Annotated in this window: 19 protein-coding genes and 1 riboswitch; of the genes, 14 read left to right on the plus strand and 5 right to left on the minus strand. The window is 43.8% G+C overall.

From position 1 onward, the window contains the following. Positions 1-224 precede the first annotated feature (224 nt). Positions 225-1,346, plus strand: coding sequence for an alpha/beta hydrolase-fold protein (locus tag IEX80_RS06895; RefSeq protein WP_091164058.1), 1,122 nt, complete (start codon positions 225-227; stop codon positions 1,344-1,346). A 160-nt stretch (positions 1,347-1,506) separates the two neighbouring features. Here IEX80_RS06895 and IEX80_RS06900 read toward each other — a convergent pair whose 3' ends face one another. Continuing rightward, positions 1,507-4,059, minus strand: a complete 2,553-nt coding sequence (locus IEX80_RS06900; protein ID WP_229701548.1) for a glycoside hydrolase family 9 protein — start codon at positions 4,057-4,059, stop codon at positions 1,507-1,509. 478 nt (positions 4,060-4,537) lie between these two features. On the opposite strand from IEX80_RS06900, the gene IEX80_RS06905 reads away from it, so the two are divergent. The 8 genes from IEX80_RS06905 to IEX80_RS06940 all read left to right on the plus strand — a co-directional run bounded on the left by IEX80_RS06905 (position 4,538) and on the right by IEX80_RS06940 (position 15,979). Beyond that, a complete protein-coding gene (locus IEX80_RS06905) occupies positions 4,538-6,448 on the plus strand; it encodes an alpha/beta hydrolase-fold protein (protein WP_090526129.1) in 1,911 nt (636 codons plus the stop codon). Positions 6,449-6,486: 38 nt separating this feature from the next. Further along, positions 6,487-7,830 (plus strand): family 43 glycosylhydrolase, encoded by a 1,344-nt coding sequence (locus IEX80_RS06910; protein WP_188832463.1) that lies wholly within the window; start codon positions 6,487-6,489, stop codon positions 7,828-7,830. A 29-nt stretch (positions 7,831-7,859) separates the two neighbouring features. After that, complete coding sequence (locus IEX80_RS06915) at positions 7,860-9,041, plus strand: endo-1,4-beta-xylanase (protein ID WP_188832464.1); 1,182 nt, start codon at positions 7,860-7,862, stop codon at positions 9,039-9,041. A gap of 10 nt (positions 9,042-9,051) precedes the next feature. Further along, on the plus strand, positions 9,052-10,626 hold the full coding sequence (locus tag IEX80_RS06920) for a glycoside hydrolase family 43 protein (protein ID WP_188832465.1): 1,575 nt from the start codon (positions 9,052-9,054) through the stop codon (positions 10,624-10,626). Positions 10,627-10,680: 54 nt separating this feature from the next. Next, positions 10,681-12,780 (plus strand): alpha-L-arabinofuranosidase family protein, encoded by a 2,100-nt coding sequence (locus tag IEX80_RS06925; protein ID WP_188832466.1) that lies wholly within the window; start codon positions 10,681-10,683, stop codon positions 12,778-12,780. 418 nt (positions 12,781-13,198) lie between these two features. Beyond that, entirely contained in the window at positions 13,199-13,855 is a 657-nt protein-coding gene (locus IEX80_RS06930; RefSeq protein ID WP_188832467.1) for a hypothetical protein, read from the plus strand. Between the two features lie 334 nt (positions 13,856-14,189). Continuing rightward, positions 14,190-15,344, plus strand: a complete 1,155-nt coding sequence (locus IEX80_RS06935; RefSeq protein WP_188832468.1) for a zinc ribbon domain-containing protein — start codon at positions 14,190-14,192, stop codon at positions 15,342-15,344. A gap of 59 nt (positions 15,345-15,403) precedes the next feature. Further along, positions 15,404-15,979, plus strand: a complete 576-nt coding sequence (locus IEX80_RS06940; protein ID WP_188832469.1) for a hypothetical protein — start codon at positions 15,404-15,406, stop codon at positions 15,977-15,979. Here IEX80_RS06940 and IEX80_RS06945 read toward each other — a convergent pair. From IEX80_RS06945 to IEX80_RS06955, 3 genes are read right to left on the minus strand one after another with little or no spacing between them, the layout of a single operon-like run. Beyond that, positions 15,976-16,731: a RelA/SpoT domain-containing protein gene (locus IEX80_RS06945; RefSeq protein ID WP_188832470.1), complete on the minus strand. Its 756-nt coding sequence runs from the start codon at positions 16,729-16,731 to the stop codon at positions 15,976-15,978. The two genes, IEX80_RS06940 and IEX80_RS06945, sit on opposite strands and share 4 nt — an antisense overlap. A gap of 3 nt (positions 16,732-16,734) precedes the next feature. Beyond that, positions 16,735-17,748, minus strand: coding sequence for a ParA family protein (locus IEX80_RS06950; protein WP_308421684.1), 1,014 nt, complete (start codon positions 17,746-17,748; stop codon positions 16,735-16,737). Beyond that, the gene (locus IEX80_RS06955; protein WP_188832471.1) at positions 17,745-18,323 is read right to left on the minus strand and encodes a hypothetical protein; all 579 of its coding nucleotides are present in this window, start codon (positions 18,321-18,323) and stop codon (positions 17,745-17,747) included. The genes IEX80_RS06950 and IEX80_RS06955 overlap by 4 nt, the downstream gene beginning before the upstream one ends. Before the next feature lie 457 nt (positions 18,324-18,780). Between IEX80_RS06955 and IEX80_RS06960 the strand changes: the two genes are divergently transcribed. The 4 genes from IEX80_RS06960 to IEX80_RS06975 all read left to right on the plus strand — a co-directional run bounded on the left by IEX80_RS06960 (position 18,781) and on the right by IEX80_RS06975 (position 22,452). Then, on the plus strand, positions 18,781-18,972 hold the full coding sequence (locus tag IEX80_RS06960; RefSeq protein ID WP_090527544.1) for a cold-shock protein: 192 nt from the start codon (positions 18,781-18,783) through the stop codon (positions 18,970-18,972). 71 nt (positions 18,973-19,043) lie between these two features. Continuing rightward, positions 19,044-19,496, plus strand: a complete 453-nt coding sequence (locus tag IEX80_RS06965) for a cold-shock protein (RefSeq protein WP_090527541.1) — start codon at positions 19,044-19,046, stop codon at positions 19,494-19,496. 58 nt (positions 19,497-19,554) lie between these two features. Then, positions 19,555-19,881, plus strand: a complete 327-nt coding sequence (locus IEX80_RS06970) for a hypothetical protein (protein WP_090527538.1) — start codon at positions 19,555-19,557, stop codon at positions 19,879-19,881. Between the two features lie 165 nt (positions 19,882-20,046). Further along, entirely contained in the window at positions 20,047-22,452 is a 2,406-nt protein-coding gene (locus IEX80_RS06975; protein ID WP_188832472.1) for an outer membrane beta-barrel protein, read from the plus strand. Between the two features lie 264 nt (positions 22,453-22,716). Here the strand turns inward: IEX80_RS06975 and IEX80_RS06980 are convergent, their stop codons facing one another. Further along, a complete protein-coding gene (locus IEX80_RS06980) occupies positions 22,717-23,646 on the minus strand; it encodes a rhodanese-like domain-containing protein (RefSeq protein WP_176627256.1) in 930 nt (309 codons plus the stop codon). Positions 23,647-23,933: 287 nt separating this feature from the next. Beyond that, positions 23,934-24,025, plus strand: a riboswitch (TPP riboswitch). Between the two features lie 65 nt (positions 24,026-24,090). On the opposite strand from IEX80_RS06980, the gene thiS reads away from it, so the two are divergent. Continuing rightward, positions 24,091-24,294, plus strand: a complete 204-nt coding sequence (gene thiS / locus IEX80_RS06985; RefSeq protein ID WP_176627258.1) for a sulfur carrier protein ThiS — start codon at positions 24,091-24,093, stop codon at positions 24,292-24,294. The last annotated feature ends 17 nt before the right edge of the window (positions 24,295-24,311 follow it).

The following is a 24,311-nucleotide window of genomic DNA, read 5'->3' on the forward strand; positions in this document are numbered from 1 at the left end:
AGGATAGCCATTATAAATTATTTTTAAATATTTCATCCCGGATCAACTTTTCATAAATAATGAAAACTGGCTCCGGTTAAAGTCAAAACAAAACAACTACTTAATATGTGTAACAATAACAATTAATCACAATTTAATCATTTATCGTATTCCGTGTATTCACCGGATCAAAACAGCCCGGCACTTTACTATTAGCCACAATTTATAAACCTCAATATTCTATTATGAAACCAAAATGTTTACTTGCCTTGTTGGCCGTTACATGTGCCTCCAGTCTCTGCATGGCACAAACAGCTTCAATTGCCGAAGATTTCAAACCATCAACTTTTAACCAGCCGGGACAAGAGTACCCCCAGGTAAACTCGCAAGGCTACGCGCGCTTTCGTATCAAGGCCCCACAGTCCGACAGTATAAAAGTTAGCCTTGGCCTTGGCGGGCGCGGGGGCACCAAACTCACAAAAGGAGCCGACGGGTTCTGGACCGGCACCACAGAAGGACCGATGGATGAAGGATTTCATTACTACCACTTAACCATCGATGGCGGGGTATTTAATGATCCGGGCACATTAAATTTTTATGGATCCACACGTTGGGAAAGCGGCATTGAGATCCCCGCGCACGACCAGGATTTTTATGCGCTTAAAGATGTTCCGCACGGCAATGTACAGCAGATCCTTTTTCCTTCAAAAAGCACCAATACCCAGCGCAGGGCTTTTGTTTACACGCCACCAGGGTACGAAAAGGATAAATCAAAAAAATATCCGGTACTATATCTGCAGCATGGCTGGGGCGAAGATGAAACCGCGTGGAGCAACCAGGGCCATGCCAACCTGATTATGGATAACTTAATTGCAACCGGTAAAATACAGCCATTCATTATTGTAATGACTTACGGCATGACCAACGACGTGAAGCCCGGCCCTGGCGCATTTAAAAGTTTTAAGATTGATCACTTTCAAACAGTTTTAACTGACGAGCTTATCCCCTACGTTGATGCAAGCTTCCGCACACGTGCAGACAGGGCTCACCGTGCCATGGGGGGATTGTCAATGGGCGGTATGGAAACGCATATGATAACACTAAACAAACCCGAGCTTTTTGCCTATTATGCCCTGCTTAGCGGCGGAACTTATTCGCCGGATGAGCTTAAAGACAAAACCAAACCTAAACTGATATTCATAAGCTGCGGCAGCAAGGAACGGCCCGACGGCGTTAAAAATGCCGTGGTTGCTTTAAAAGGTGCGGGATATGACGCGGTATCTTACATTTCTGAAAACACCGCACATGAGTTCCTGACCTGGCGCCGTAGTCTTTACGAACTTGCGCCTTTGCTATTTAAAGAGTAAATACCAATTACATTCACGTGGCCATACACAAAGAAGCCCTGCCGGCAAAATGCCGGCAGGGCTTCTTTGTAATAAACGGGTTGACCTAAATCCACCTCCCCGATCTCTTCTATTCGAAATCGGGGAAGTGATTGTTTAATTGAAATAATGCTCCTTTAACTTAATTATGCTGACCTAACTGATTAACAGCTCCTGACAAAACAATGTACTGCGCACAGCCGGCTATTGTAACTTCATTCTCCCCCCAGAAAAACGGCCAGTCTTCCTTATTCTCCGGAAAATCGGGTTTAAGCAGCAAAATACCGGGCACTACGCCGCCGGCAATAAACCTGAAGTCGGCCCGGTTATTACCGTAGGTTACTTTTTTTGAACGTACACCTACCGCCGATACAAACGAAAGGTTGGAATAAGGATGACATCCAAAGATATAATTCAACCCTTTGTAAACATATTCCGGACCGATTATATTAGGGAAATACTTATTGGCGTAATAGTTGGTAATGGCGTAGTTAATAACCTGCCCGCTACCACCCCAGCCTCCTGGAGTAACCGGCACACCGTAGGGGTTCTGTTTATCGTACTCATCGCATGAAGCTTTGTACTTTTGCATATAGGCTGCTATTTTATCCTGATAATCTTTATCCATATAAGGGTAAGCGTGGAGCGCGCTTATCATAACAAAGCCGGGAAAGCGATCAAGCATCGGCATAATCAGCTTTTTGAAATGATCTGCATACTGCTGATCTTTGGTTGTGATATACAATTGAAGAGCGGCAAGCATTTCGTTACCGGCAAGGAACCTGTTACGTGCCCGGGCAGCCGAGTCCATGTGCATTTTCAGGCTGTCGTCTTCGTGCCAGAGTTTCAACGCACTTTGCAAACTTTTAACAGACAGCGTATCGTTGTACCCTTTTAGCGCCCTGCTAGCAGCGGCAAGCGCGGCGGTAGCCTGGTAATCCAATGCTATATTCCTTGTAGTGAATGCCCATCTGTCATCCATGGTACCACTTGATTTACCGTCGGTTTGGTAGGGCTTCAGCGAGGCGTTATAAGGCAGGTTATCTGTTTCGTTAACGGCGTCCCCGAGGTGATGATACTGGTGCAAATTAGGCACTATGATTCCGCGCGCCGGGTGGCCAATGTTCACTACCTGCGCCACCAGGTTAAGTGTACCATGTTCTATTTGCTGTAAAAGATCAGGCTTACCGTCAGGGCGGTGTATATCTACGTACCGGGTTGGGTAATCTACATATGTTTCGTCGCGATCGATCTTGAAATTCTCCCAGGCTTCAACAAAATTCAGCACAACGCTGCAGTGCGATGGCGTTTCAACATCAAAATCGCCGGCATCAAACCAGCCGCCAACATTAAGCCCGGGGATGCGCTCAAGCGGTTTATATTTTGTGTCAGTAGTTGGCCCCATCTGGTACGTATCAAAATGCTGGTGGTTTGGAGGTGCCTGCAAGGCGTCATCAAGAAAAGGCGCGCCGTGCCATACTCGGTAGGCCTCGTTAACCATCATGTGATCCATCTGAACCGGGAACCAAACATCCATTGTGGGATGCCCTATATTTTCATAAACATTTGCATTGATGGGGAATGCATTGGTTTTTTGGTCGCCGTAGGCTATCACATATAAACCTGCTTTTTTCACACTGCTGAAGTCGAACTTCAAATAATTGTAACGGGTAAATTGTCCCCAGTGCTGTACAGCTGCTTTAAGCCGCTCAACGTATTTCCCATCGGGAGTTATCTCAAAAAGTGTGGCGGTTTGTAATGGCGTGTCATTTTTATCCAGTTCTATTACTGCGGTCTTTTGCTGCTCCGGGCGGTAACCAACCTGCGAAAACTCAATTACGGGCGCACGCTTCCAACCAGGTACGGCATTTGGCTCAATATACCAGGTTAATACTTTGCCCGTTTTTCCTGCCGGTAATAAACTGCGCACAATAAACCATCCGTTTTGCGCAAGGCTTCGGCCGTCAAACAACTTAAGGTCGGCATCAAATGATTGAATTTTAATGGTGCGCTCAGGATCTTCGGGCGCCATCACCAATGTTTTACCGGTAGCCAATGGTGCGGGCTCGATAAATTCATTGCGGCCACGATCGTCAAATGTGCTGTGGCCGGCAAACTGCGGGATTTTTTGACTTGAAGGAAGCATTTTTGTTAAACCTGCCGGGTACAGCGGAAACTCGCCCGGTTTTCCATCAATCAAAAATGTTTTCTCAAAGTAAGCAGATGGTATAATTTCCAGGTTGAAACCTGCCCTGCCTGCTAACTTTTCCGGCACCGGTTTATCAAGGTATAAATTCAATTCAACGCCATTGCCTTTCGGCGTAACGGTGATCCTGGAATCAAAATCATAATCGGCGTAACGCATGGTAACATCAATTTGATGGTTGACGCTATCAACCTTACGGTTAACCAGTGTGGGCACCAGGTCCCATTGCTCGGGTGTGTTTTGCAGCCGTACCGCGCCGCCTGTAATTGTACGCACGCCGTGATGTATCAACTCAACACCTGCTGTCTTTTCGTCCTGAAAGATCCCATTATACTGGTTACTAAATACGAGGACGTTGACGCCGGGCGTTTCGAAATAACCCAACTTGTTTAGTTTTAGTTTTTGAGCCGTGCCCCGGAGGGATGACAGGCAAAAAATTAATGCCATCACCATCATGACCGGCTTCGGTAAGTAAATTTTCAATTGCATGGTTTATTAGATTTATTAAAGAAGTTTATGATCGGAATACCGATTACGGACTGTACGAAAGTATCCGTACAGAAAATGGTTTGCTACCACAATCCAATATTTTGATACCACGAATGTATCTGCATGGATGCGTTCCCAAAAATGCTATATGATTGTTACAATCAGACGCAATTAAACACAGCCTCAAACATTCCAGATATCTAAAACAAACTGGTTATCAATACAATTAACGATTCAAAAAAAGAATAGCGGGCGTATTTTCCGGCTTCCTGTTCATTTACGCAAACGGGATTGATGGTTCATTTTCCAGGTCTTAAACATTCGTGCTATCATTATCATGATTTGTGTTAACCGCGGCAAAGTGCTTGCCCTACTTTCGGGTATTCCTCAAACGAGCAAAAACTAACACAATTTAACCCGCTTTAGCGTCCTTAATCCGAAAGGCAATCAGTTTAGCGTATTAACTGACAACAAAATTATGAAGAAGATAGCCTACCTCACCGTCATCGGCATTTTGCCTGCCTTGCTGGCCCTTTCACAGCCAGCTCTTAAACATTCACCGGCCGGTTTCGACACTTACCGCGCTGGTATAGCACACGGAAAATTAGACACCGTTACCTACAACTCAAAAACAGTTGATTCCAAACGGCGCGCAGTAGTTTACCTGCCACCCGGCTATACCGCTAAAAAAACATATCCTGTTTTGTACCTGCTGCATGGTATTGGCGGCGATGAATTTGAATGGCTTAACCAAGGCACGCCCCAGGTGATATTGGATAATTTGTATGCCGATAAAAAACTGGAACCAATGATCGTTGTGTTGCCCAACGGCCGTGCCATGAAAGACGACCGTGCCACCGGCAATATAATGGCTCCGGATAAAGTTGCCGCGTTTGCAACTTTTGAGCACGACTTGCTGGATGACCTGATCCCATTTATTCAAAAAAAATATCCAGTTTATACCGATCGCGAACACCGGGCACTGGCCGGATTATCAATGGGCGGTGGTCAGTCACTTAATTTTGGGCTGGGCAACCTGGATAAATTTGCCTGGGTTGGAGGCTTTTCATCAGCACCCAATACCAAAAAACCTGAAGAACTGTTACCTGATCCCGATGCAGCCAAAAGCAAACTTAAGTTGCTTTGGATCTCCTGCGGCGATCACGACGGGTTAATGTCGTTCAGCAAACGTACCCACGATTACCTCGAACAAAAAAATGTGCCGCATATCTTCAATGTCGAGCCGGGAATCCACGACTTTAAAGTTTGGAAAAATGATCTTTACCTGTTTTCGCAATTCCTGTTCAAACCTGTTGATATCGATAAATATAACATGATGATTTCGGGCGGCCCTGCATCTACCAATATCAGAGGCTCAAAATATCCTTTTATCCAACCCGACCACCGGGTGCTTTTCCGTGTCAAGGCGCCGGATGCACAAAAAGTTCAGGTTGACCTGGGCAAGAAATATGACATGGTAAAAGACACGGCAGGTTATTGGACAGCTACAACAGATTCAATTGGCGAAGGCTTCCATTATTATTCGTTGATTATAGATGGCGTTGCTACAACCGATCCTTCCAGTCAAACCTTTTACGGCATGGGGCGCATGGCCAGCGGCATAGAAATACCATTTGACGGCGGCGATTATTATGCGTTAAAAAACGTTCCGCATGGCGATATCCGCATCAAAACCTATTTTTCAACCGTCACCAAATCATGGCGAAGGCTGTTCATTTACACTCCGCCTGGTTATGACGCAAGCCAGCTTAAATACCCCGCGCTGTATATATTACATGGCGGCGGCGAGGACGAAACCGGCTGGGCAACCCAGGGCAAAACCAATATGATCATGGATAACCTGATTGCGGCCGGGCAAGCGAAACCCATGTTAGTGGTAATGCCCGATGCCAATTTCGGCGGAGGTTTTGGTGAAGCCGGTCTCAAAACCTTCGCGAGCGAAATAAAACAATGCATTATCCCCTTTATAGAAAAGAACTACCGGGTTAACCGTACCGCGCAGGGCCGTGCCCTGGCCGGGCTTTCCATGGGTGGACTAAATACCCTATATACAGGTATCTACAATACTGATACATTCAGTTACCTTGGCGTATTCAGCTCGGGATGGATTTTACCTGCACAAAACAGCATCGCTGATGCACAGTATGATTTTATGAAGAAAAATACTACCAAAATCAAGACCAACCTAAAAGCATTTTGGATTGCGATGGGCGGCAAGGAGGATATCGCGTATAAAAACTGCCAGGTTATGCTGGGCAAGCTGGACGAGATGAAAATAAAACATACTTATTACGAGTATCCGGGAGGTCATACCTGGCCTGTTTGGCGAAATGATCTTTACCAATTTGCCCCCATCCTGTTTAAATAATTAATGATCAAAAAAATCAGATCAAACACATTCTGTTCATGAAAAATATTAAGTTCTGGCTATTGCTATTCGGATCAGTATTGGGCTTCGCCGGGCGATCCATGGCACAAAATCCATTAATCAGGGACCAGTTTACGGCCGATCCCTCAGCCCGCGTTTTTGGCGACAGGGTATATGTTTATCCATCGCATGATATTAAGGCAACGCCCGGCCATGGTCGCCCTGGTTGGTTTTGCATGGAAGATTACCACGTTTTTTCATCAGCAAACCTCACCGACTGGACTGATCACGGCATGATCATCAGTCAAACAACAGTGCCCTGGGCCGACCCTGCTTCGTACAGCATGTGGGCTCCCGACTGCATTTTCCGCAACGGCAAATATTATATGTACTTCCCTACTACCATGAAAGGCAGCGAAAACGGTCGCGGCTTTACAATTGGTGTTGCCGTGGCCGATAAACCTTATGGACCGTTTACCCCTCAGCCAGAACCTATAAAAGAGGTGCATGGCATCGATCCTAATGTATTTATTGATAAAGACGGACAAGCCTACTTGTATTGGGCACAGGGAAACCTGTATGCTGCAAAACTTAAAGAAAACATGCTGGAACTTGCTTCAGAACCAATAATTTTAGCCCAACTGCCTGATAAAGGGCTGAAAGAAGGCCCTTACCTGTTCGAACGCAATGGCATTTATTACCTCACCTATCCGCATGTGGCCAATAAGATTGAGCGATTGGAATATGCTATCGGCAACAACCCGATGGGGCCTTTTAAATTTGCAGGCGTGATTATGGATGAGTCGGCTTCCGGCTGCTGGACCAATCACCAATCAATCATCCAGTTTAAAAATCAGTGGTACTTGTTTTACCACAACGACGACCTATCGCCGAATTTCGACAAAAACAGATCGATAAGGTGCGACAGCCTGTTTTTTAACGCCGACGGAACGATCAAAAAAGTTATCCCAACCCTGCGTGGCGTGGGGATCACCAAAGCCTCAGAAAAAATACAGATAGACAGGTACAGCGATAAGGACAGTACCGTTAAAATCTCCTTTCTTGATACCGCAAAAAGATTTGACGGCTGGAAGACTACGTTCAACAATGCAGGCAGTTGGATCCGTTACAATCGTGTTGACTTCGAAGGCAAAAAGTTTAAAGAATTGCAGATTCTGGCAAATGCAGCAAGCAAAGCGACTATAGAAGTTCGGCTGGGCGATCCTAACGGACGTATATTGGCTTCAGCAAACATTGCCGAAGGGAACGACTGGCAAGTTATACAAACCCGCCTCGCTTCTCTCCCATCTAAAACCGCCAACCTGGTCATAGTATTAAAAAGCGGCACCGGCGTTAATATCGACTGGATAAGTTTCAAATAAATTAAAATTACACCTGCAACTGATCCAACATGAAATTTAAAACGATTACAACATTAAAATTCCCGCTGTTACTAACTGGATTTGTCGCTCTGGCATCCTTTACGAACCGACAGGCCCTACACCATAACGCAGATTATGGCCGGGCTGCAACCTCATCACATAAGGCTGATAAGGGATTGAAAGATTATTACCGAAAGTATTTTCCTATCGGTGTTGCAGTAAACGCGGCTGCACTTAGCGGACCTGAAGCAGAACTGATTGCAAAGGAGTTTAACAGCGTAACACCGGAAAACGACATGAAAATGGGCCCCATTCATCCGCGCGAAAATGAATATAACTGGAAAAACGCCGATGCTATCGTAGCATTCGCGCAAGAGCACCACATGAAAATCAGGGGCCATAATTTGCTTTGGCATGCCCAGGCACCTGCATGGATGTTTAAAGACAGCACGGGCAAACAGGTAAGTAAAGATGTGTTACTGAAGCGGCTTAAGGATCATATTACCACGGTAGTCAATCATTTTAAGGGTAAAATATACGCGTGGGACGTAGTTAACGAAGCCATTGATGATAAACCCGATAACTACCTGCGTAACTCATTATGGTACCAGATATGCGGCGAGGATTTTATTGCCAAAGCGTTTGAATATGCCCATGAAGCCGACCCGGAGGCCCAACTTTTTTACAACGATTACAACAGTGAGGTTCCATCCAAACGGGATAAGATTTGTAAATTGCTCAGGAACCTTAAAGACGCCGGTGTACCGGTAACCGGAGTAGGCCTGCAGGGCCACTGGAAATTAAATGACCCCAGTTTGCAACAAATAACTGAAGCTATGGATAAGTATGCAGCACTTGGATTAAAGCTGCAGATCACGGAGTTGGATGTTACGGTACGCACCGGCCCGCCGCGTAAAGCAGGCGATCAAACGCTGACGGATTCCGCTTATACTGAAACCATGGCCGCTCAGCAAGCCGAAAGGTATAAAGCAATTTTTGAGATCTTCAGGAAATACAAAAAGGTAATAACCGGGGTTACTTTTTGGAACGTATCAGACCGGTACAGCTGGCTTGATTTCCGCGGTGGCGGTATTGCCGGCGGCGCAGCTGCGACCGAGGGCACAACTCGCAAAGTTATCAAAGCCTACCCGCTGTTGTTTGATGAAAAACTTCAGCGAAAAAAGGCATATTGGGAAGTGGTTAACTTTTAACGTAAAATGAATGAAAACAAAAAATATCGCATTTCTTAAACTGACAGTTACCTGCCTTTTATGGCGACTGGCAGTTATGCCTTTAAACGCGCAAACAGCACAAAATCCTATCATATATGCAGACGTTCCGGATGTATCGATGATCAGGGTTGGCGATACTTATTATGCAAGCAGCACCACTATGCATCTCAGTCCCGGGCTGCCAATCATGAAATCAAAAGATTTGGTGAACTGGCATATCGTGAGTTACGCATATAATACGCTTGATGGTGGGGATGCCCTTAACCTGGCAAACGGAGCAAACGCATATGGCAGGGGATCATGGGCAAGCAGCTTGCGTTATCATAACGGTACTTTTTACGTTTCTACATTTTCGGGCACTACCAATAAAACCTATATCTACAGCACAAAAAACATTGAAAAAGGCCCATGGAAAGAAATGTCCTTTAAGCCGGCATTACATGACCACTCACTTTTTTTTGATGATGACGGCAAAGCTTATATGATCTATGGGAGCGGCAAGATCATGCTGGCCGAACTGAATGATGACCTGTCTGACGTCAATCCTGATAAAAAACCGCAAATCCTGATCGAGAATGCAAGCGCTGCTGCCGGTCCCAATATTGGTTTGCCTGCCGAAGGCTCGCAGCTATTCAAAATTAAGGGGAAATATTACCTTTTCAATATCAGCTGGCCTAAAGGGGGTATGCGTACCGTTTTAATCCACCGGGCCGACAAGTTGACCGGTCCTTATGAAGGCCAGGTAGGGCTCCAGGATAAAGGTGTAGCCCAGGGCGGGCTTATTAATACCCCAAAAGGCGATTGGTATGCCTATTTATTCCGTGATTTTGGCGCCGTTGGCCGGGTGCCGTACCTGGTACCGGTTACCTGGACAGACGGATGGCCTGTATTGGGTATTGATCACAAAGCACCAGATACGCTTGATTTACCTGCAAATAAAAGCCTGATCCCGGGCATCGTATCCCCGGATGAATTTAGCCGTAAAAACGGGAAGCCAATGCTGCCTTTGGTATGGCAATGGAACCACAATCCGGATGATCAGTTATGGTCGTTAAAAAAACGGCCCGGCTATCTGAGATTGACCACCGGACGGCTTGACAGCACAGTACTATCGGCACGTAACACCTTAACGCAGCGCACCATCGGTCCCCAATGTTCGGGAACAACTTTAATAGATGTTTCCAACATGAAAGATGGAGACTTTGCAGGGCTGGTTTTACTGCAAAAAAAGTACGGCTTCGTTGGTGTAAAATCAGATCATGGCTCTAAACAAATAGTTATGATCAGCGCGCAATCCGGATCGGCTATTGAAGCGGCCAGCATACCTCTAAAGCAAACAACCATTTACCTTAAAGTAAGCTGCGATTTTACTAACCGGGCAGACAAAGCCTACTTTTTTTATAGTCTCAACGGGCGCAAATGGGAACCTATTGGCACACCGCTGCAAATGGTTTATACGCTCCCCCATTTTATGGGATATCGCTTTGGCCTGTTTAACTATGCAACCAGGCAATCGGGCGGTTATGTTGATTTCGATTTTTTTCACATCAGCAATGCACAATAAAACAACTATGCATCAGCCCGATCATCATTTCAGAATAACTAAGGAATACCACCAATGACAAAAAAGCTATTATTCTTATCTGCTGTATGTTTAAGTGCATTCAGCGGTCTACAGGCGCAAACCCGCCTCAACCTGGATCTTACCAAAGGTGTGAACGTAAGTCCGAAATTGTACGGGCTCATGACCGAGGAGATCAATCATTCCTATGACGGGGGATTATATGCCGAACTGATCCGTAACCGGGTTTTTAAGGATAACCCAAATCAGCCCGATGGCTGGAGCGTTGTTCAGGATGGCGATAGCAAGGCATCGATACAGCTAATTGGTGCCGATCCGGCCAATGTGTCTTTTGATCAGGGGCGCAATGCTATTAACGCGGCACTTACAACCTGCCTTAAGCTTACGGTTAGCCAGGCAAACGGTAACCGCGCGGGTATTGCCAACAATGGCTTTTGGGGTATTCCGGTTACACCGTCAACTACTTATCGCTGCTCCTTTTATATCAAAACCGGCACTGTCAATTTTCCGCGGGGTAACAGGCCTGATGCTACGCCTCCTGCAACAGCAGTTACAGAAGATGGCCCCGGTATTATCAACATTAGTTTGGAAAGCACCGATGGCAAAACAACCTACGCAAGGGGCACAATCAACCTCGAAAAAAGCACGTACTGGAAAAAGCATGAGTTAACCATTACAACTGCTCCAAATATTAAACCTACTGCCGACGCGCGTTTTGTAATTTCATCTAACCGGACAGGCACTTACTATTTTAACCTCGTTTCCTTATTTCCCCCAACGTATAAAAACAGGCCGAATGGCAATCGCATTGATTTAATGCAGATGATGGCCGATATGAAACCTACTTTTCTACGCTTTCCGGGAGGCAACTTTTTAGAGGGGCCATACCTGGGAGATGCCTTTCCATGGAAAACAACCTTAGGCCCGCTGGAGCAGCGTCCCGGCCATACAGGCAGCTGGGGTTACCGGGCAAGCGACGGTATGGGCCTGCTGGAATTTTTAGAGTGGTGTGAAGATTTAAAAATGGAACCGCTTTTAGCAGTTTTCGCCGGTTACTCATTACGTGGTGACCACATAGATGCGGGGCCTTTATTAGAGCCATATGTTAAAGACGCGCTGGACGAAATTGAGTATTGTATTGGCGATACCAAAACTTACTGGGGTGCAAAACGGGCTGCCGACGGCCATCCCGCCCCTTTTAAACTGACAGATATAGAGATTGGAAATGAGGACTGGTTCGACAGGTCGCATAGCTACGATGGGCGCTTTAAGCAATTTCAGGCTGCTATAAAAGCTAAATACCCCCAGTTACGCTGTATCTCTACCATTGAAAGTTATAAGCCCGATAAGGTGACCAGCGTTAAACCCGAAATGGTTGACGAGCATTATTACCAATCGGCCTGGCAGATGGAAGAAGACGCGGCGAAGTATGATAGCTATGACCGTGCAACCAGCCCTAAAATATTTGTGGGCGAATGGGCCACCCGCGAAGGCGCGCCTACCACTAACCTGAATGCCGCCCTCGGAGACGCCGCCTGGATGACCGGAATGGAACGCAACAGCGACCTGGTGGAGCGGTCATGCTATGCGCCCTTATTCGTGAACGTAAACCAGGCAGGTAACGGCCAACCTAAAGCCTGGCAATGGGACTCTGATCTGATTGGTTATACAGCCCTTAAAAGTTATGGATCTCCATCTTATTATGTACAAAAAATGTTCGGCAGCTACCTTGGCACTAAGGTGGTGCCAATAACAGCCGAAAATGCCCCCTTACGCAAACCGGCAGTTAAAGACACGGCCGGCATAAGCCATTGGCCGGCAAACGCGCGGCGCCCTAAGGCCGAGCGTCCGGCGTTATTTTTTGTTTGTACCCAGGATGCCAAAAACGTGTATCTGAAGGTGGTAAATACCGACGATATGGCCCGCGAGATCACAGTCAACCTGAAGGGCGGAGATGTGGCTGCAAATGGCACCCTGGTTGTACTAAAGGGCGATAAACCGGAAGATACCAATACCATTGATGAGCCAACAAAAATCGTCCCGGTTACGTCGACCATTACGGGACTTGGCCGGTCATTCAAACACACCTTCCAGCCTTATTCTATCAACGTCATCAGGCTGTCGAAGCGCAAATAGGTATCGCGCTGAAGTTCAATTCAAATATATTATCAAATGCGAAAAGCCGGCCTCCCGGCTTTTTGCGTTTAATTTAAGTGTTCGGGCAAATAGGCTTGTCCTCTTCAGCTGGCCTGAACCAATAGTTAATTTGCCCGCGATGCCATAAGAGAGGGTTTACCTTGTAAAACCATAGCGCCCGAGAGGGGGTTAACAGGGTTAACACAATTTCAAAAATCAGCTTACAAACAACTGATAATCAATTAAATAAAATCAACCTGGGTTACACTATTTTTCAATCAGAAAGTGATTTTTCAGATAATACACTGATAATCAGAATCATACACAAAACAACAGGGTTAACACAGTATTTTTTGCTAAAAACATTAGTATATTTACACTAAATTCCCGATCTTTATTCAAAAGATTGCCAAACCTGATGGAACCTGAAAATACCTTATCAAATTTAACGCCTTCAAGAGAAAAGCTCGACCGTGTATTGGGCCTGCAGAAGATCACCTTAGCAGATATTGAAGATTTGAACGATGCTGAACGCAATTACCTTGCCGAATTCAGTACCGAAATGCTGCAACGGTTAACGGATGAAGAACGGGACAAGTTTATAGATAAAATAGCGGAGATCATGCTGCCGAGCACAAATGAGCAGATCTGGGAACATAACCACTTAGTTATTAGCCGGGCCATCGAAAAGCTGATTGCCCAAAATGGCTCCATGCCCCCTAAATTTGTAATAGCCCGGGAATGCGGCCTGAGCCGGCAAACTGTTGCCAAACACCTTACAGGCTATAAAACACATCCACAATACCTTGCCGAAATGGAACAGTTTAAATATATGGTCCCTAAAATACTGGCCAACGTTTGTAAACTTGCCTGCAACGGCGATGTAAAAGCCGCCCGGCTTTATTTTGAAACGGTTGGCGCTATAAACAAACGCCGGCCCAACACCGTTATCAACGAGCAAAATAACTACCTGCAAATAAACAACACCATATTAAGCCAGGAAAACCTGAAACAGCTGAGCAAGGAGCAACTGAATCAGATTGAGTTGATTGTTAGTGGAATTGGGGGGAAGTGAGTTTTGGGGTTGATGGTAAAGTGGATTTTTTGATTGGTGCGGTTGTGATGTGCTGAGTTGTTTGAAGTGGCATTTGTGGATTTTGCCGTGATATCTGCTCGCAATGGCCCATTATCAACTTTACGATTTGGTTCCTGAAGAACTCGCCATTATTGAGTAGTGATAAAAATACTCCAACTCAAGTCGAATTACTCTAAATTTTTAGCTAAATCAACCAAAATTAATAAATTGAATATTGTTAGAAGTTTTAATACTTTTCAACAGAAAGAAGAAATCTGTTGATAGTGACGATTTTTAATCTATTTTTATTAATCAATATAATAACCAAGACCTAATGGAATCACTAAATTGTTTTAACTGTGACACATCAGTGGTAGAAACTGATAACTTTTGCGCAAAGTGCGGAAAAGGACTAAAATGTAAGTCTTGTAAAACATTTATCAAAAAAGATGCTGAATTCTGCTTCAATTGTGGCGGAGCTTTTTATGATACAAAATCTACAGAACATAGTCCGCTGAATACTATCAAATATCGCAAGAGTGATGCTGAAATTTCATGTGAGATTTCGTTCACTGACAACGTGGGCAAGGAAAGGATGAATGATTTGTTGTCTGCTATAGTAAATAATAGATCAGGAATGTTAGGTAATCAAAATGGCAGTCAATTAAATAATAGATTAAAAATCGGGGATGAAAATGATACTTATGAACTAAATGATCATGAGGAGTTACACACGAGCATTTCATCAAATAACCCATCAGAAGAATCAAATGAAATACCTCATTTAAATGACATTGCAAGTAAAATCGAGTGTAGCGAAAATTCCTGGATAGGAATTCACGCTTTTTATATAAGTGAATTCGGAGCAAAGAATTTCGACAAAGACACTGTGAGGAATGCTTATATGGAGCGAAGAAAGACTGACAGTAGGTCAAGCAATTTTTCCAAGGAATGGCAAAAAGCCCATCAAAAATATTTTAAGACTATTAGAGATAACGAGTTCAATTTTCAGAATGGAGCAATAGCCGAAATTGAAAATATTATTTTAGAAAAAAAGAATAAAACTACTTCAAAAACAAAAAAGAAGACAGCAGCAACTGGTTCAAAAAAAACGCCCAGCAGATCAATTGCAATTGAAGAATTCGACTTATCTAAAGGTGTCAATCCAGCAAAACCTTCATTAGAAGAATTCATGTCTATCAAAAAACCGGGCAATAGCACCTATGACCGAATTGTTGTTATTGCGTATTATATCACGAGATTAAACAAAAATGAACACTTTACCGAAGGGCAAGTGGAGTTTGCATACAAAGCTTTGCAATTAAGTGATCGCCCAGGCCACTTAAGACAAACGATTAATAATATAAAGAACACTAAAGTTTGGTTTAAGGATGTTTCTCAAGGCCAGTGGACGCTTGAACGAATTGGTGAGATCTATGTGGATGAAAAACTTCCGTCCAAAGAAGTAAATAGTCAAAATATAATTTAGACCCAGTGCTCCCTGCAAAAAAATCCAACACTTTACTGACTACTGATAGGAGTAACTATTTGAACAAGATTGCTCAATCTATGTTCGAACAAGATTCGGACGGGTCAGATTACGATTTAATTATTACACTTAGTGATACTGATATTTCATTCAGAGAATTTGGAAGCTTTTTGATAACTATTGATGATTTTTATGGAAGGTTCTACAAAAAAGGGTTTCTTAGTTATGCGAAGACACAGAAGGCCCATTTAAAAGCTTCAGAAATAAGGCATGGATCAATTGAAATTATCGTCCAAGAAATTTTAAAAAAGTTAGCGATACACGACACAATATATTTTTTTTTGATGATTAAGTATCTGCCAGCGGTAATAAAAGAGGGCAGCGAAGTACTAAAAAATTTGACAGAATCTTTTCATAATTATGAAAACGCCAAATTGGTAAGATTACAGAAGAAAAGTTTAAGCAAGGAACTTCGAAAAGATGAACTCCTTGAAAATTTGACAGATGAAGAAATCAGGAAGTTAAATCGAAACTTAAAAGCTAAATATCCTAATGATAAAAAAAAGCTAAAGGGTGCATCTAAATTTGCGTCTCAGAAACTTCTTAGTGTACAAATTCAAAAGAAAAAAAATTAACTTTTTTTCTTTTTTTCGTTGGTGTTGACTTCTTTAGATATATTTTTAGCCACCTTCGCTAATTCATGATTATATGTACTAAATATCGAATCAACTAACCTGCTGCAACTTGAAGTTACTCTTGCCAAAGTTTTTATTTGTTCGCGACATGAATGACTTTCAGAAGTATGTGGGTAGTTTATTTTATGATCTACCTCGCCCCAAACTTCTTCACTTAAAGTTCTTACTTGGATTTCACAAGTAATTGGTGTAGAATTATTGGGTTTTAAAATGTAATGAACACTTGTGTACAAACGTTCATTATTGGAAGTTGCCACTCCAATACTTTCAAAATAAGCTTTGGTTTCATCGTCCCAAATTCGTGCATTAGGCCCCTCAATAATTTGCCACCGTTGTTCTGCGAAAATTCTATTTAATGCAATGTTAATCTGCTCAAATTGAGTTGTATGTAAATGCAAAATTCGAAACCCCACCAAATCATTGATCTTAGAAAATAAGTTCTCAGTAGTGTAATCAAACGCTTCTCCTTTCTCAATACAATTGTTAGCCTTTCGAATCAATTTATCCCGCAAATGATCCACATCTTTTATTCGAGATTTATGAGAATGTATCACTTTTTTCAATCCTTCGTCGTTTTCTATGACACTATGCAAACCATCATTTAGAATTGCGAAAATTGGTTTGTTTTTGACAAAGTGCTCCACTAATTGATCGATTAATTTTAATTGTCTAACACCTATATGCTTAGCCATAAACTATGTATTAGATGTTAATGAAATAATTTTGTTCGCGATCAATTGAAACTCTTTTTTTGCATCTTTTTTCATAGAAACATCGCCCCCCTCTACGTCAAAAAAAGAAAGACCCTGTGTTTGTGAAAAGGGTACCAGGCTTGCAAAATCTTTAACTTGACCGAGTTTAGTTTGACTTAGGGTTCCTTTAGCCAAATCTTTATCAATTCTTCGTAATACTTCCGTAATGTCGCTATAGGTGCTCTTCTCAACTTTTCCGGCGTACCCTGCAAATTGACTTGCTATCGCTCCACCGTACATTCTAAATCTCTGAAGAATATATCCTAAATATTTAGGTCGTCCTGGAAGAAGTAAAGAATTGTCTGGAGCTAACTGTGCAATAACCTGCCATTCTAAAATCCAATCATATAACGATTTGCCCAATGTTTTTAATGCCCTTACTGAAAACAAGTCGCAAGCTGCTGGAATTATAAAAAAATCACAATCCAATAGGATAACTCTGTTCAGAGGACCTATATTAGGACCAACATCATAAAATACAAAATCAATATTTTCTTTTTTTGCTATAACGTTGACAATCTCGCTAATTGCAGAGGCGCCTTTAAATCCTCTAACTTTTCTTTGCAAACAGTCAACCCAAATCTGATTTAATTCTTGTTCAAATTCAGAAAGACGGATATCACCGGGGAGTAAATAAACGCCTTCTTGCCGCTCGAAAGGTTTTACGAAATTTAAGTCGCCATAACTTTCCATAAAAGGCTTGATAGCGGACCAAATCGTACTTCCATTTTCCGAATCAGAATTATCAAGCCATTCATCAACTACATCTGTATCAACCAAATAAGAAGTTAAATTACATTGTGGATCAGCATCGACGAGCAAAACTCTATAACCTAATGAAGCAAGTGCAGATGCTATGTTAACAAGGAGCGTGGTTTTTCCAACGCCACCTTTATGATTGTATAGTGTTAACCTCGTCGACCTGTGTCTAATTAAATTATTAATTTTTTTACTCACGGTTGCTCGGTTTTGTTGGATAGACTTTTGCTTGCGGGCCTTTTTACACGCCGTTTGATTTTCATGCTCGCAATACTGGCTTTAGCAGCTTCTCTATCTGGTAGAGCCTGCACAAACGTTTCTCCCATTGAACTAATTTGCTTACTGCCTCTCACGGCCTGGACAAGATACCCATTCTTCGTCGCGTTATCTACCGCAACTGTCGGGTTTGATAGTTTTGGTTGAGCTGCTTCTGTATTAAGAGTACTAAGATCTACAGTTTTAAAATGAAGCGTATCTCTATAATGAGTTAAATAATATGCTAAACAAACAATGCGCTCAATATCTGTTTTTGGTGATTTATCTCTTAAAAAATCTTTTGGAGATATCGCACGATTTTCAGAAAAAGGAACATCGCTTTTAGTTTGGCTGGATAAATCATAAGATTTCAAAGCAACATGACTTTCAGAGGTCCTTAAAGGAATATCAAGAAAAGTTGCTACAGCTTGAAGTGTTCTTTTCTGTGAATCAACATCCATATCTTTTAACAATGAGATTATGGTTGTCAAGGCTTCAATATTCGTTTCGCTTGCCATTTTTCTTTTTTGTTAAAGGTAAAAAGAATATATTGAATACGTAAAAAAAACGTATTCAATATCTAAAAAAAATAGGATTGTATCTAATTTTTAAACCAAGATATCAAAAAACAAAGATTATTGAGTCAAACCAGCGCGAGTATATAGCCCCGCTACCGCAAGCGCCCACGCTTATGGCCCGTGTTCAGGTAAATAAAGTTTTATTTACACCAACTTCACGGTTGCAATGATCACAACATGACATGCAGAGCAAAACGATCAGCATACCGGCTATACACACCATTCATCAAAATGCACAACAAGTTTTTTTAAATGGAAGATACTCCGAAAACACCCTTTAACAGGTGCTCCGGGCCTTTTTTCGCACCGACCATTTAAATAAATGTTAAATAATTTTACGAAAAGTAAAATACATCAATAATTATAGTTATATTGCACACTTATTAATAACAATATAATGCAACAAGGAACAGTAAAATTTTTTAATGAAGCCAAAGGTTTCGGATTTATCACACCTAACAATGGTGGCAGCGAAATCTTCGTTCATTCAACAGGTCTGATTGACAATGTTCGTGAGAACAGCGCCGTTAGTTATGACGTTGAAGAAGGCCGTAAAGGTCCGAATGCAGTAAATGTAAAAATAGCTTAATCACTATATCATCATTTTAAAAGCATCCTCCCATCCGGGGGGATGCTTTTTTGTTACACTTAATCAAAAACATGGGTAGATCCACCGAAACATTTAACAAGAAAGAGCGCGAAAAGAAAAAGCTCAAAAAACAACAGGACAAAAAAGAAAAGGCCGAAGATCGTAAAGCCAACGCTGTTAAAGGACAGGGCTTTGAAGATATGCTGGCTTATGTTGACGCAAACGGCAACATTACCTCCGTGCCCCAGGACCCCGGTAATCGGAAAAAGGTATTGGCGCAGGACATCCTCATTGGTACGCCAAAACAAGAGGAAGTTGAAGTAGAAATTGTAAGAAAAGGCACAGTAACATTCTTTAATGAATCTAAAGGGTTCGGTTTCATCAAAGATCTGCAAACCCAGGAAAGCATTTTTGTTCATGTCAACGCGGCTTCTTTTGCCATCAAAGAAAATGACAAAGTTACCTTTGAAATAGAACAGGGGCAAAAAGGGCCTACCGCTGTCAAAGTCGCTAAAGCGAGCTAAGGCTTAATTAACCATTGCAACAATAAACAAGATAAATCCTCATACAATAAATATCAGAATGACCGATAAACAAACAGCACACTACAAAGCCAGCGAATATATTTATGACCTGGGTAATACCGCTTTGGAGAATGGTTTTAAACCCGACGAGCATTGGGAGGTACAAATGGCTACCGCCGCTGAGAAAAAAGCTTTTGAGAAACAGTACTACCCTACGGTAGCGACAAGTGTACTGCCCGAACTGTTAAAAGCGACTTTTGCCCTGGTAAAAACGCAATTGAACCAGGTGATGAAGGCACAAACAGTGATACCGTCGGATCGTTTCGCCCCCGAGCCGGTGTACGAATACCTGGTTGCCTTTAATTTAAACCGCGTAAGGCGTTAATGTTGATAGTTTCCCAACCTGGCGCGGGTATGCAGGGCTGGGTTTAGATGCGGCATACCAGTGACTTTCAAAGTAAAAAAGTGATTTTCACCCATATTTTCGCACCTTAAATTGCAAACATCAGCCTAACCCTGATTATCTTACGGGATTATTAGGATTGACTGAATGACCCGTACACTTTTACTCTTTCTACTGGCCCTGTTACCCCTGGGCGGCTTTGCACAGCAGTTTACGCTGATAGTTGTTAAAGAAAACGCCCAGCCCGCCGATGGTGCTACCGTTAAACTGATACAGGCAAACAAACAGGCCAGTATGATCGTAACTAACGCCCGCGGCCAGGCCAGGTTTCAGAACATTGCGCAGGGAGCATTCAGCTTCTCGGTAACTTATACGGGATATCAGCCCCAAACCACCCGCAGCTATACCATTGCGGAGAATATTAAGCAGGATACCATCCGCATACAAGCCCTGAGTACTGTACTGAAAGAGGTGAACATCACTGCCAAAACGCCGCCGGTAGAGGTGAAGCAGGGAAAGGTGATCGTAAACGTTGATGCTTCGGTTACGAATGTGGGGGCCACGGTACTGGAGGTATTGGAGAAATCGCCGGGGGTAATGGTCGACCGTAATGGCGGCATTGCTTTACAGGGCAAGCCCGGGGTGCTGGTGATGATAGACGGCAAGCCTACCTACCTCTCCGGCGCCGACCTCAACAACCTGCTCAGCAGCATGAGCTCCACCCAGGTGGCGCAAATTGAACTGATTGCCAATCCCACCGCACGGTATGATGCCAGCGGAAACGCGGGGATCATTAATATTAAAACCAAAAAGAACCGGCAAAAGGGTTTCAACGGGTCGGTTACGGCTACGGTGGCGCAGGGAGTTTACTTCAAAACCAATAACACGCTCACGCTCAATTACCGCGCCGGGCGTGTCAGCACTTTCTTTAATTACAATATCAGCCGGCAGAAGTATCTTACCAACCTGTACGCGCTGCGTAAATACACCGGCGCCGACGGGGCGACCACCGCAACGCTGGATCAGCCATCACACTTCACCGGCACACTGCTGAACAATACGGCCAAAGCGGGGCTGGACTATGAAGTTTCGCCTAAAACAACGGTTGGCATTGTGCTCGGCGGAACCATGATCCATCGCGAGGGCAACAATACAGCTTCGGCGCGCTGGCTCAACCCAAGTGGTGCGGCAGATTCTGTCATCGCTACCGATAACGCCAATAACAGCCGGTTTAAAAACGGCCAGGTGAGCCTGAGCCTCCGCCATGCCATCAGCAAAAACCAGGACATCAGCGCTGATGCCGACTGGCTGCACTACAACATTACCAGCGACCAGAATTTCAACAACCGCCTGCAAACCACCGGCGGTTATAACGAATCTACACGCGCCAACATCCCCACCACCATCAACATATTCACTGGCAAAGCCGACTATACGCTTAAAACCGACAGCGATGGCCAATTTCAGGCGGGCTGGAAATCGGCACACAGCAGTACCGATAACTCCGCCGGTTACCAAAACCTCAATGCGGGCCAATGGACTGATGACCTGACCCGCAGTAACCATTTCCTTTACAGTGAGAACATCCACGCGGTTTACACGCAATGGGAGCGCAAGCATAAGGCCATTTCCTATCAGGTAGGCTTACGTTATGAGCATACCGATTATCACGCCCATCAACTGGGTAATGTGCTGCAAAAAGATTCGGCCTTTTCGCGCAACTACGGCAGCTTTTTTCCCAGCGGCAATTTCAGTTACCAGGCCGATACTGCAAATAGCTTTACTTTAACGGTAAGCCGCCGTATTGATCGCCCGGTTTACCAAACGCTTAACCCATTTTATTTTATCATTAACAAGTACACTTATCAAACGGGCAACCCTTATATTTTACCTCAATACAGCTGGAACCTGGAGCTGAGCCATCAATACAAAAACCTGCTCACCACCACGGTATCTTACAGCAATATCAACAACTACTTTTCGCAGATCTTTTTGAGCGACCCTACCCTTGCGGGTATTTTGCTGTATACACAGGGCAACGTGGGGCGCACGTATATCATCGGCGTATCCGAAGCTATCACGGCCTCCCCCACCAACTGGTGGACGCTTACAGCACAGGCGCTGTACAATTACAAAAAACTGAGCGGTTTTAACGGCAATCATTACACATCAGATATTAACCAGCTTAACCTCAATGCCAGCAACCAGTTCACCATGGGCAAACGTTTTACGGGCGAGGTATCGGGCTTTTACACCACCCGCGCCCGCAACGATGTGCAGGAACGGCTATACCCTACCGGGCAGCTCTCGGCAGGGCTGGGCATGTCGGTATTTAAAAAGAAGGCCACCCTGAAGTTGAGCATGCGCGATATATTCTATACCAATGCCATGGAAGGCTTAACGCAGTTCCCCAACGCCACCGAGTATTTTAAGATTAAGCGCGATAGCCGCGTAGTGGTGCTCGCGTTCACCTATCGTTTCGGCAAAACCTTCAAAACGGCCAAGCGCGACAACGGCGCGGCCGATGAAATGCAGCGTGTAGGGAATGGGTAAAGCCCCACCCAAACCCTCCCCGGAAGGGAGGGCTTAAAAAAATGCACATCAAAAAGTCTCCCCTTCCGGGGGAGATTTAGCGGGGGCTTATTGCTTTAATCTTGCGGTCGTTTGCAACAAGCGCTGATATTGCTTTTATGTAGAGACGCATCACATGCGTCTCCCATAGGTCAAGCTGCTTTACAGTTCATGAACATCAGGAATCTGTATGCGGAAGACCCATGTGATGCGTCTTTACATTAAACAATTGAATTTGAACTGGCATTAAAGAAATGTAACCTGCTGGCCTGATTGGGCCCATGCATCAATCCCTCCTACTAAAGGCCGGATGCGCTTCAGGCCAACTTTACGCAATTTCTCGGCATACCTTGCAGCGGTTATTTCATTGGGGCACGAACAGTAAATAACAATCTCCTTATGCCCGGCATATCGGTCGGCAATATCATTAAAACTGTTTTCGTCTATGGGAACTGAGCCCGGTATAAATCCATTTCTTGTGCGCTGATCTATCGGGCGTGCATCAAGTATCACAGGGTTCGATTCTCCGTCAATCAGTTCTATCAAATCATTCACAGTTAACCTATCCGTTTCAAACTGCCTGATAAGGCGATAACGACGCAGCCATTTGAACAAAAGGTATAAACCGAACAGCACGACGACAAATAAACCGCCCATCGTGCCATAATGACTTAATGCAGCGATCAAGCCATCAACCTGGTGCCGAAAAACTGCACCCAGCGTCACCGCCGCGCCGAGATAGATAAGTGCTGCGATAGATGAAAAAAACACAAATAATGTCACCCGCATTGCATAAACTCCGGCAACAACAGGTGCCAGTGTTGACAGCCCCGGAATAAATTTAACAATGGTTAACGCCGGGGCGCCGTAGCGTTCAAAAATATCGCCGGTACTGCGAACACAGGTATCCGGTGACATAGAAATTTTACATAATTTCCCAAGGATCCCTGTTCCGTATCTCTTCCCGGCAAAATATAATATAAGGTCGCCTGCTAAGGTACCCAGTGATCCGGTTAAAATGAGTATGATGATATTAGCTTCGGTTGCAGGCGTTACAGCAGTAGTTACAATCAATACTGCAAATGCAGGCAGCGGCAATCCAACACTCTGTAAAAGAGTGATCAAAAATACCAGCCACAGCCCATAGGTTTGTATTAAATCAACTAATGCGTTCATACTTCAGTTGCAGCTAAGATAAGACACTTATTTTTATTGACCGGCCCGATTTTGCCGATTAACAATTATTTGACATCAGGTTGAGAGTAGTCTATTATTTCATGGATTTTAGGCTAAGCCGATGATAGCTTGCCTGATGTTTTAAAATTATTTTCGCCAGTATTAATACCATTCAATCGTTTGACATTCAACACACTTACACGTTAAAACAAATTACCATCAATAGTAACCAGATAGTCTTAACATAAAATTGATTTGGATTAATCAATTTTATTCCTTTAGCTTTACTGCAACTTTAGGGGTGTCCTGACGGACTGAGATAATACCCTTTGAACCTGATCCGGGTAATGCTGGCGAAGGGAAAAGTGACGATAACACTATTGGTGTTGTTTTTTCTTTCCTAATACGGGGACATTCCTACAGTTGAAATTTTAATGCAACGTAATGGAAGTAACCGTTAATCAACAAAATTTTATTGTGCCTGATAACTGCAATGTGCAGGCTTTGCTCGCTGATGTCTTGCAGCACCCTGACCGGGGGCTGGCCATTGCCATCAACGAAGCTATTGTTCCCAAAACCCAATGGGAAAACCACAAGCTCAATCGGGGCGATAAAATCATCATTATTAAAGCCACCCAGGGAGGATAAACACCCAATAGCCTTTT

This window comes from Mucilaginibacter rubeus (genome assembly GCF_014643835.1).
Taxonomy (GTDB): Bacteria; Bacteroidota; Bacteroidia; order Sphingobacteriales; family Sphingobacteriaceae; genus Mucilaginibacter; species Mucilaginibacter rubeus.

Coding starts and splice junctions, on each gene's coding strand:
- IEX80_RS06960 (WP_090527544.1), top strand. CDS start 18,781: ATGCAACAAGGAACAGTAAAATTTTTTAATGAAGCCAAAGGTTTCGGA.
- IEX80_RS06955 (WP_188832471.1), bottom strand. CDS start 18,323: ATGGCAAGCGAAACGAATATTGAAGCCTTGACAACCATAATCTCATTG.
- IEX80_RS06930 (WP_188832467.1), top strand. CDS start 13,199: ATGGAACCTGAAAATACCTTATCAAATTTAACGCCTTCAAGAGAAAAG.
- IEX80_RS06910 (WP_188832463.1), top strand. CDS start 6,487: ATGAAAAATATTAAGTTCTGGCTATTGCTATTCGGATCAGTATTGGGC.
- IEX80_RS06935 (WP_188832468.1), top strand. CDS start 14,190: ATGGAATCACTAAATTGTTTTAACTGTGACACATCAGTGGTAGAAACT.
- IEX80_RS06975 (WP_188832472.1), top strand. CDS start 20,047: ATGACCCGTACACTTTTACTCTTTCTACTGGCCCTGTTACCCCTGGGC.
- IEX80_RS06900 (WP_229701548.1), bottom strand. CDS start 4,059: ATGCAATTGAAAATTTACTTACCGAAGCCGGTCATGATGGTGATGGCA.
- IEX80_RS06925 (WP_188832466.1), top strand. CDS start 10,681: ATGACAAAAAAGCTATTATTCTTATCTGCTGTATGTTTAAGTGCATTC.
- IEX80_RS06915 (WP_188832464.1), top strand. CDS start 7,860: ATGAAATTTAAAACGATTACAACATTAAAATTCCCGCTGTTACTAACT.
- IEX80_RS06905 (WP_090526129.1), top strand. CDS start 4,538: ATGAAGAAGATAGCCTACCTCACCGTCATCGGCATTTTGCCTGCCTTG.
- IEX80_RS06895 (WP_091164058.1), top strand. CDS start 225: ATGAAACCAAAATGTTTACTTGCCTTGTTGGCCGTTACATGTGCCTCC.
- IEX80_RS06945 (WP_188832470.1), bottom strand. CDS start 16,731: ATGGCTAAGCATATAGGTGTTAGACAATTAAAATTAATCGATCAATTA.
- IEX80_RS06965 (WP_090527541.1), top strand. CDS start 19,044: ATGGGTAGATCCACCGAAACATTTAACAAGAAAGAGCGCGAAAAGAAA.
- IEX80_RS06980 (WP_176627256.1), bottom strand. CDS start 23,646: ATGAACGCATTAGTTGATTTAATACAAACCTATGGGCTGTGGCTGGTA.
- IEX80_RS06920 (WP_188832465.1), top strand. CDS start 9,052: ATGAAAACAAAAAATATCGCATTTCTTAAACTGACAGTTACCTGCCTT.
- thiS (WP_176627258.1), top strand. CDS start 24,091: ATGGAAGTAACCGTTAATCAACAAAATTTTATTGTGCCTGATAACTGC.
- IEX80_RS06970 (WP_090527538.1), top strand. CDS start 19,555: ATGACCGATAAACAAACAGCACACTACAAAGCCAGCGAATATATTTAT.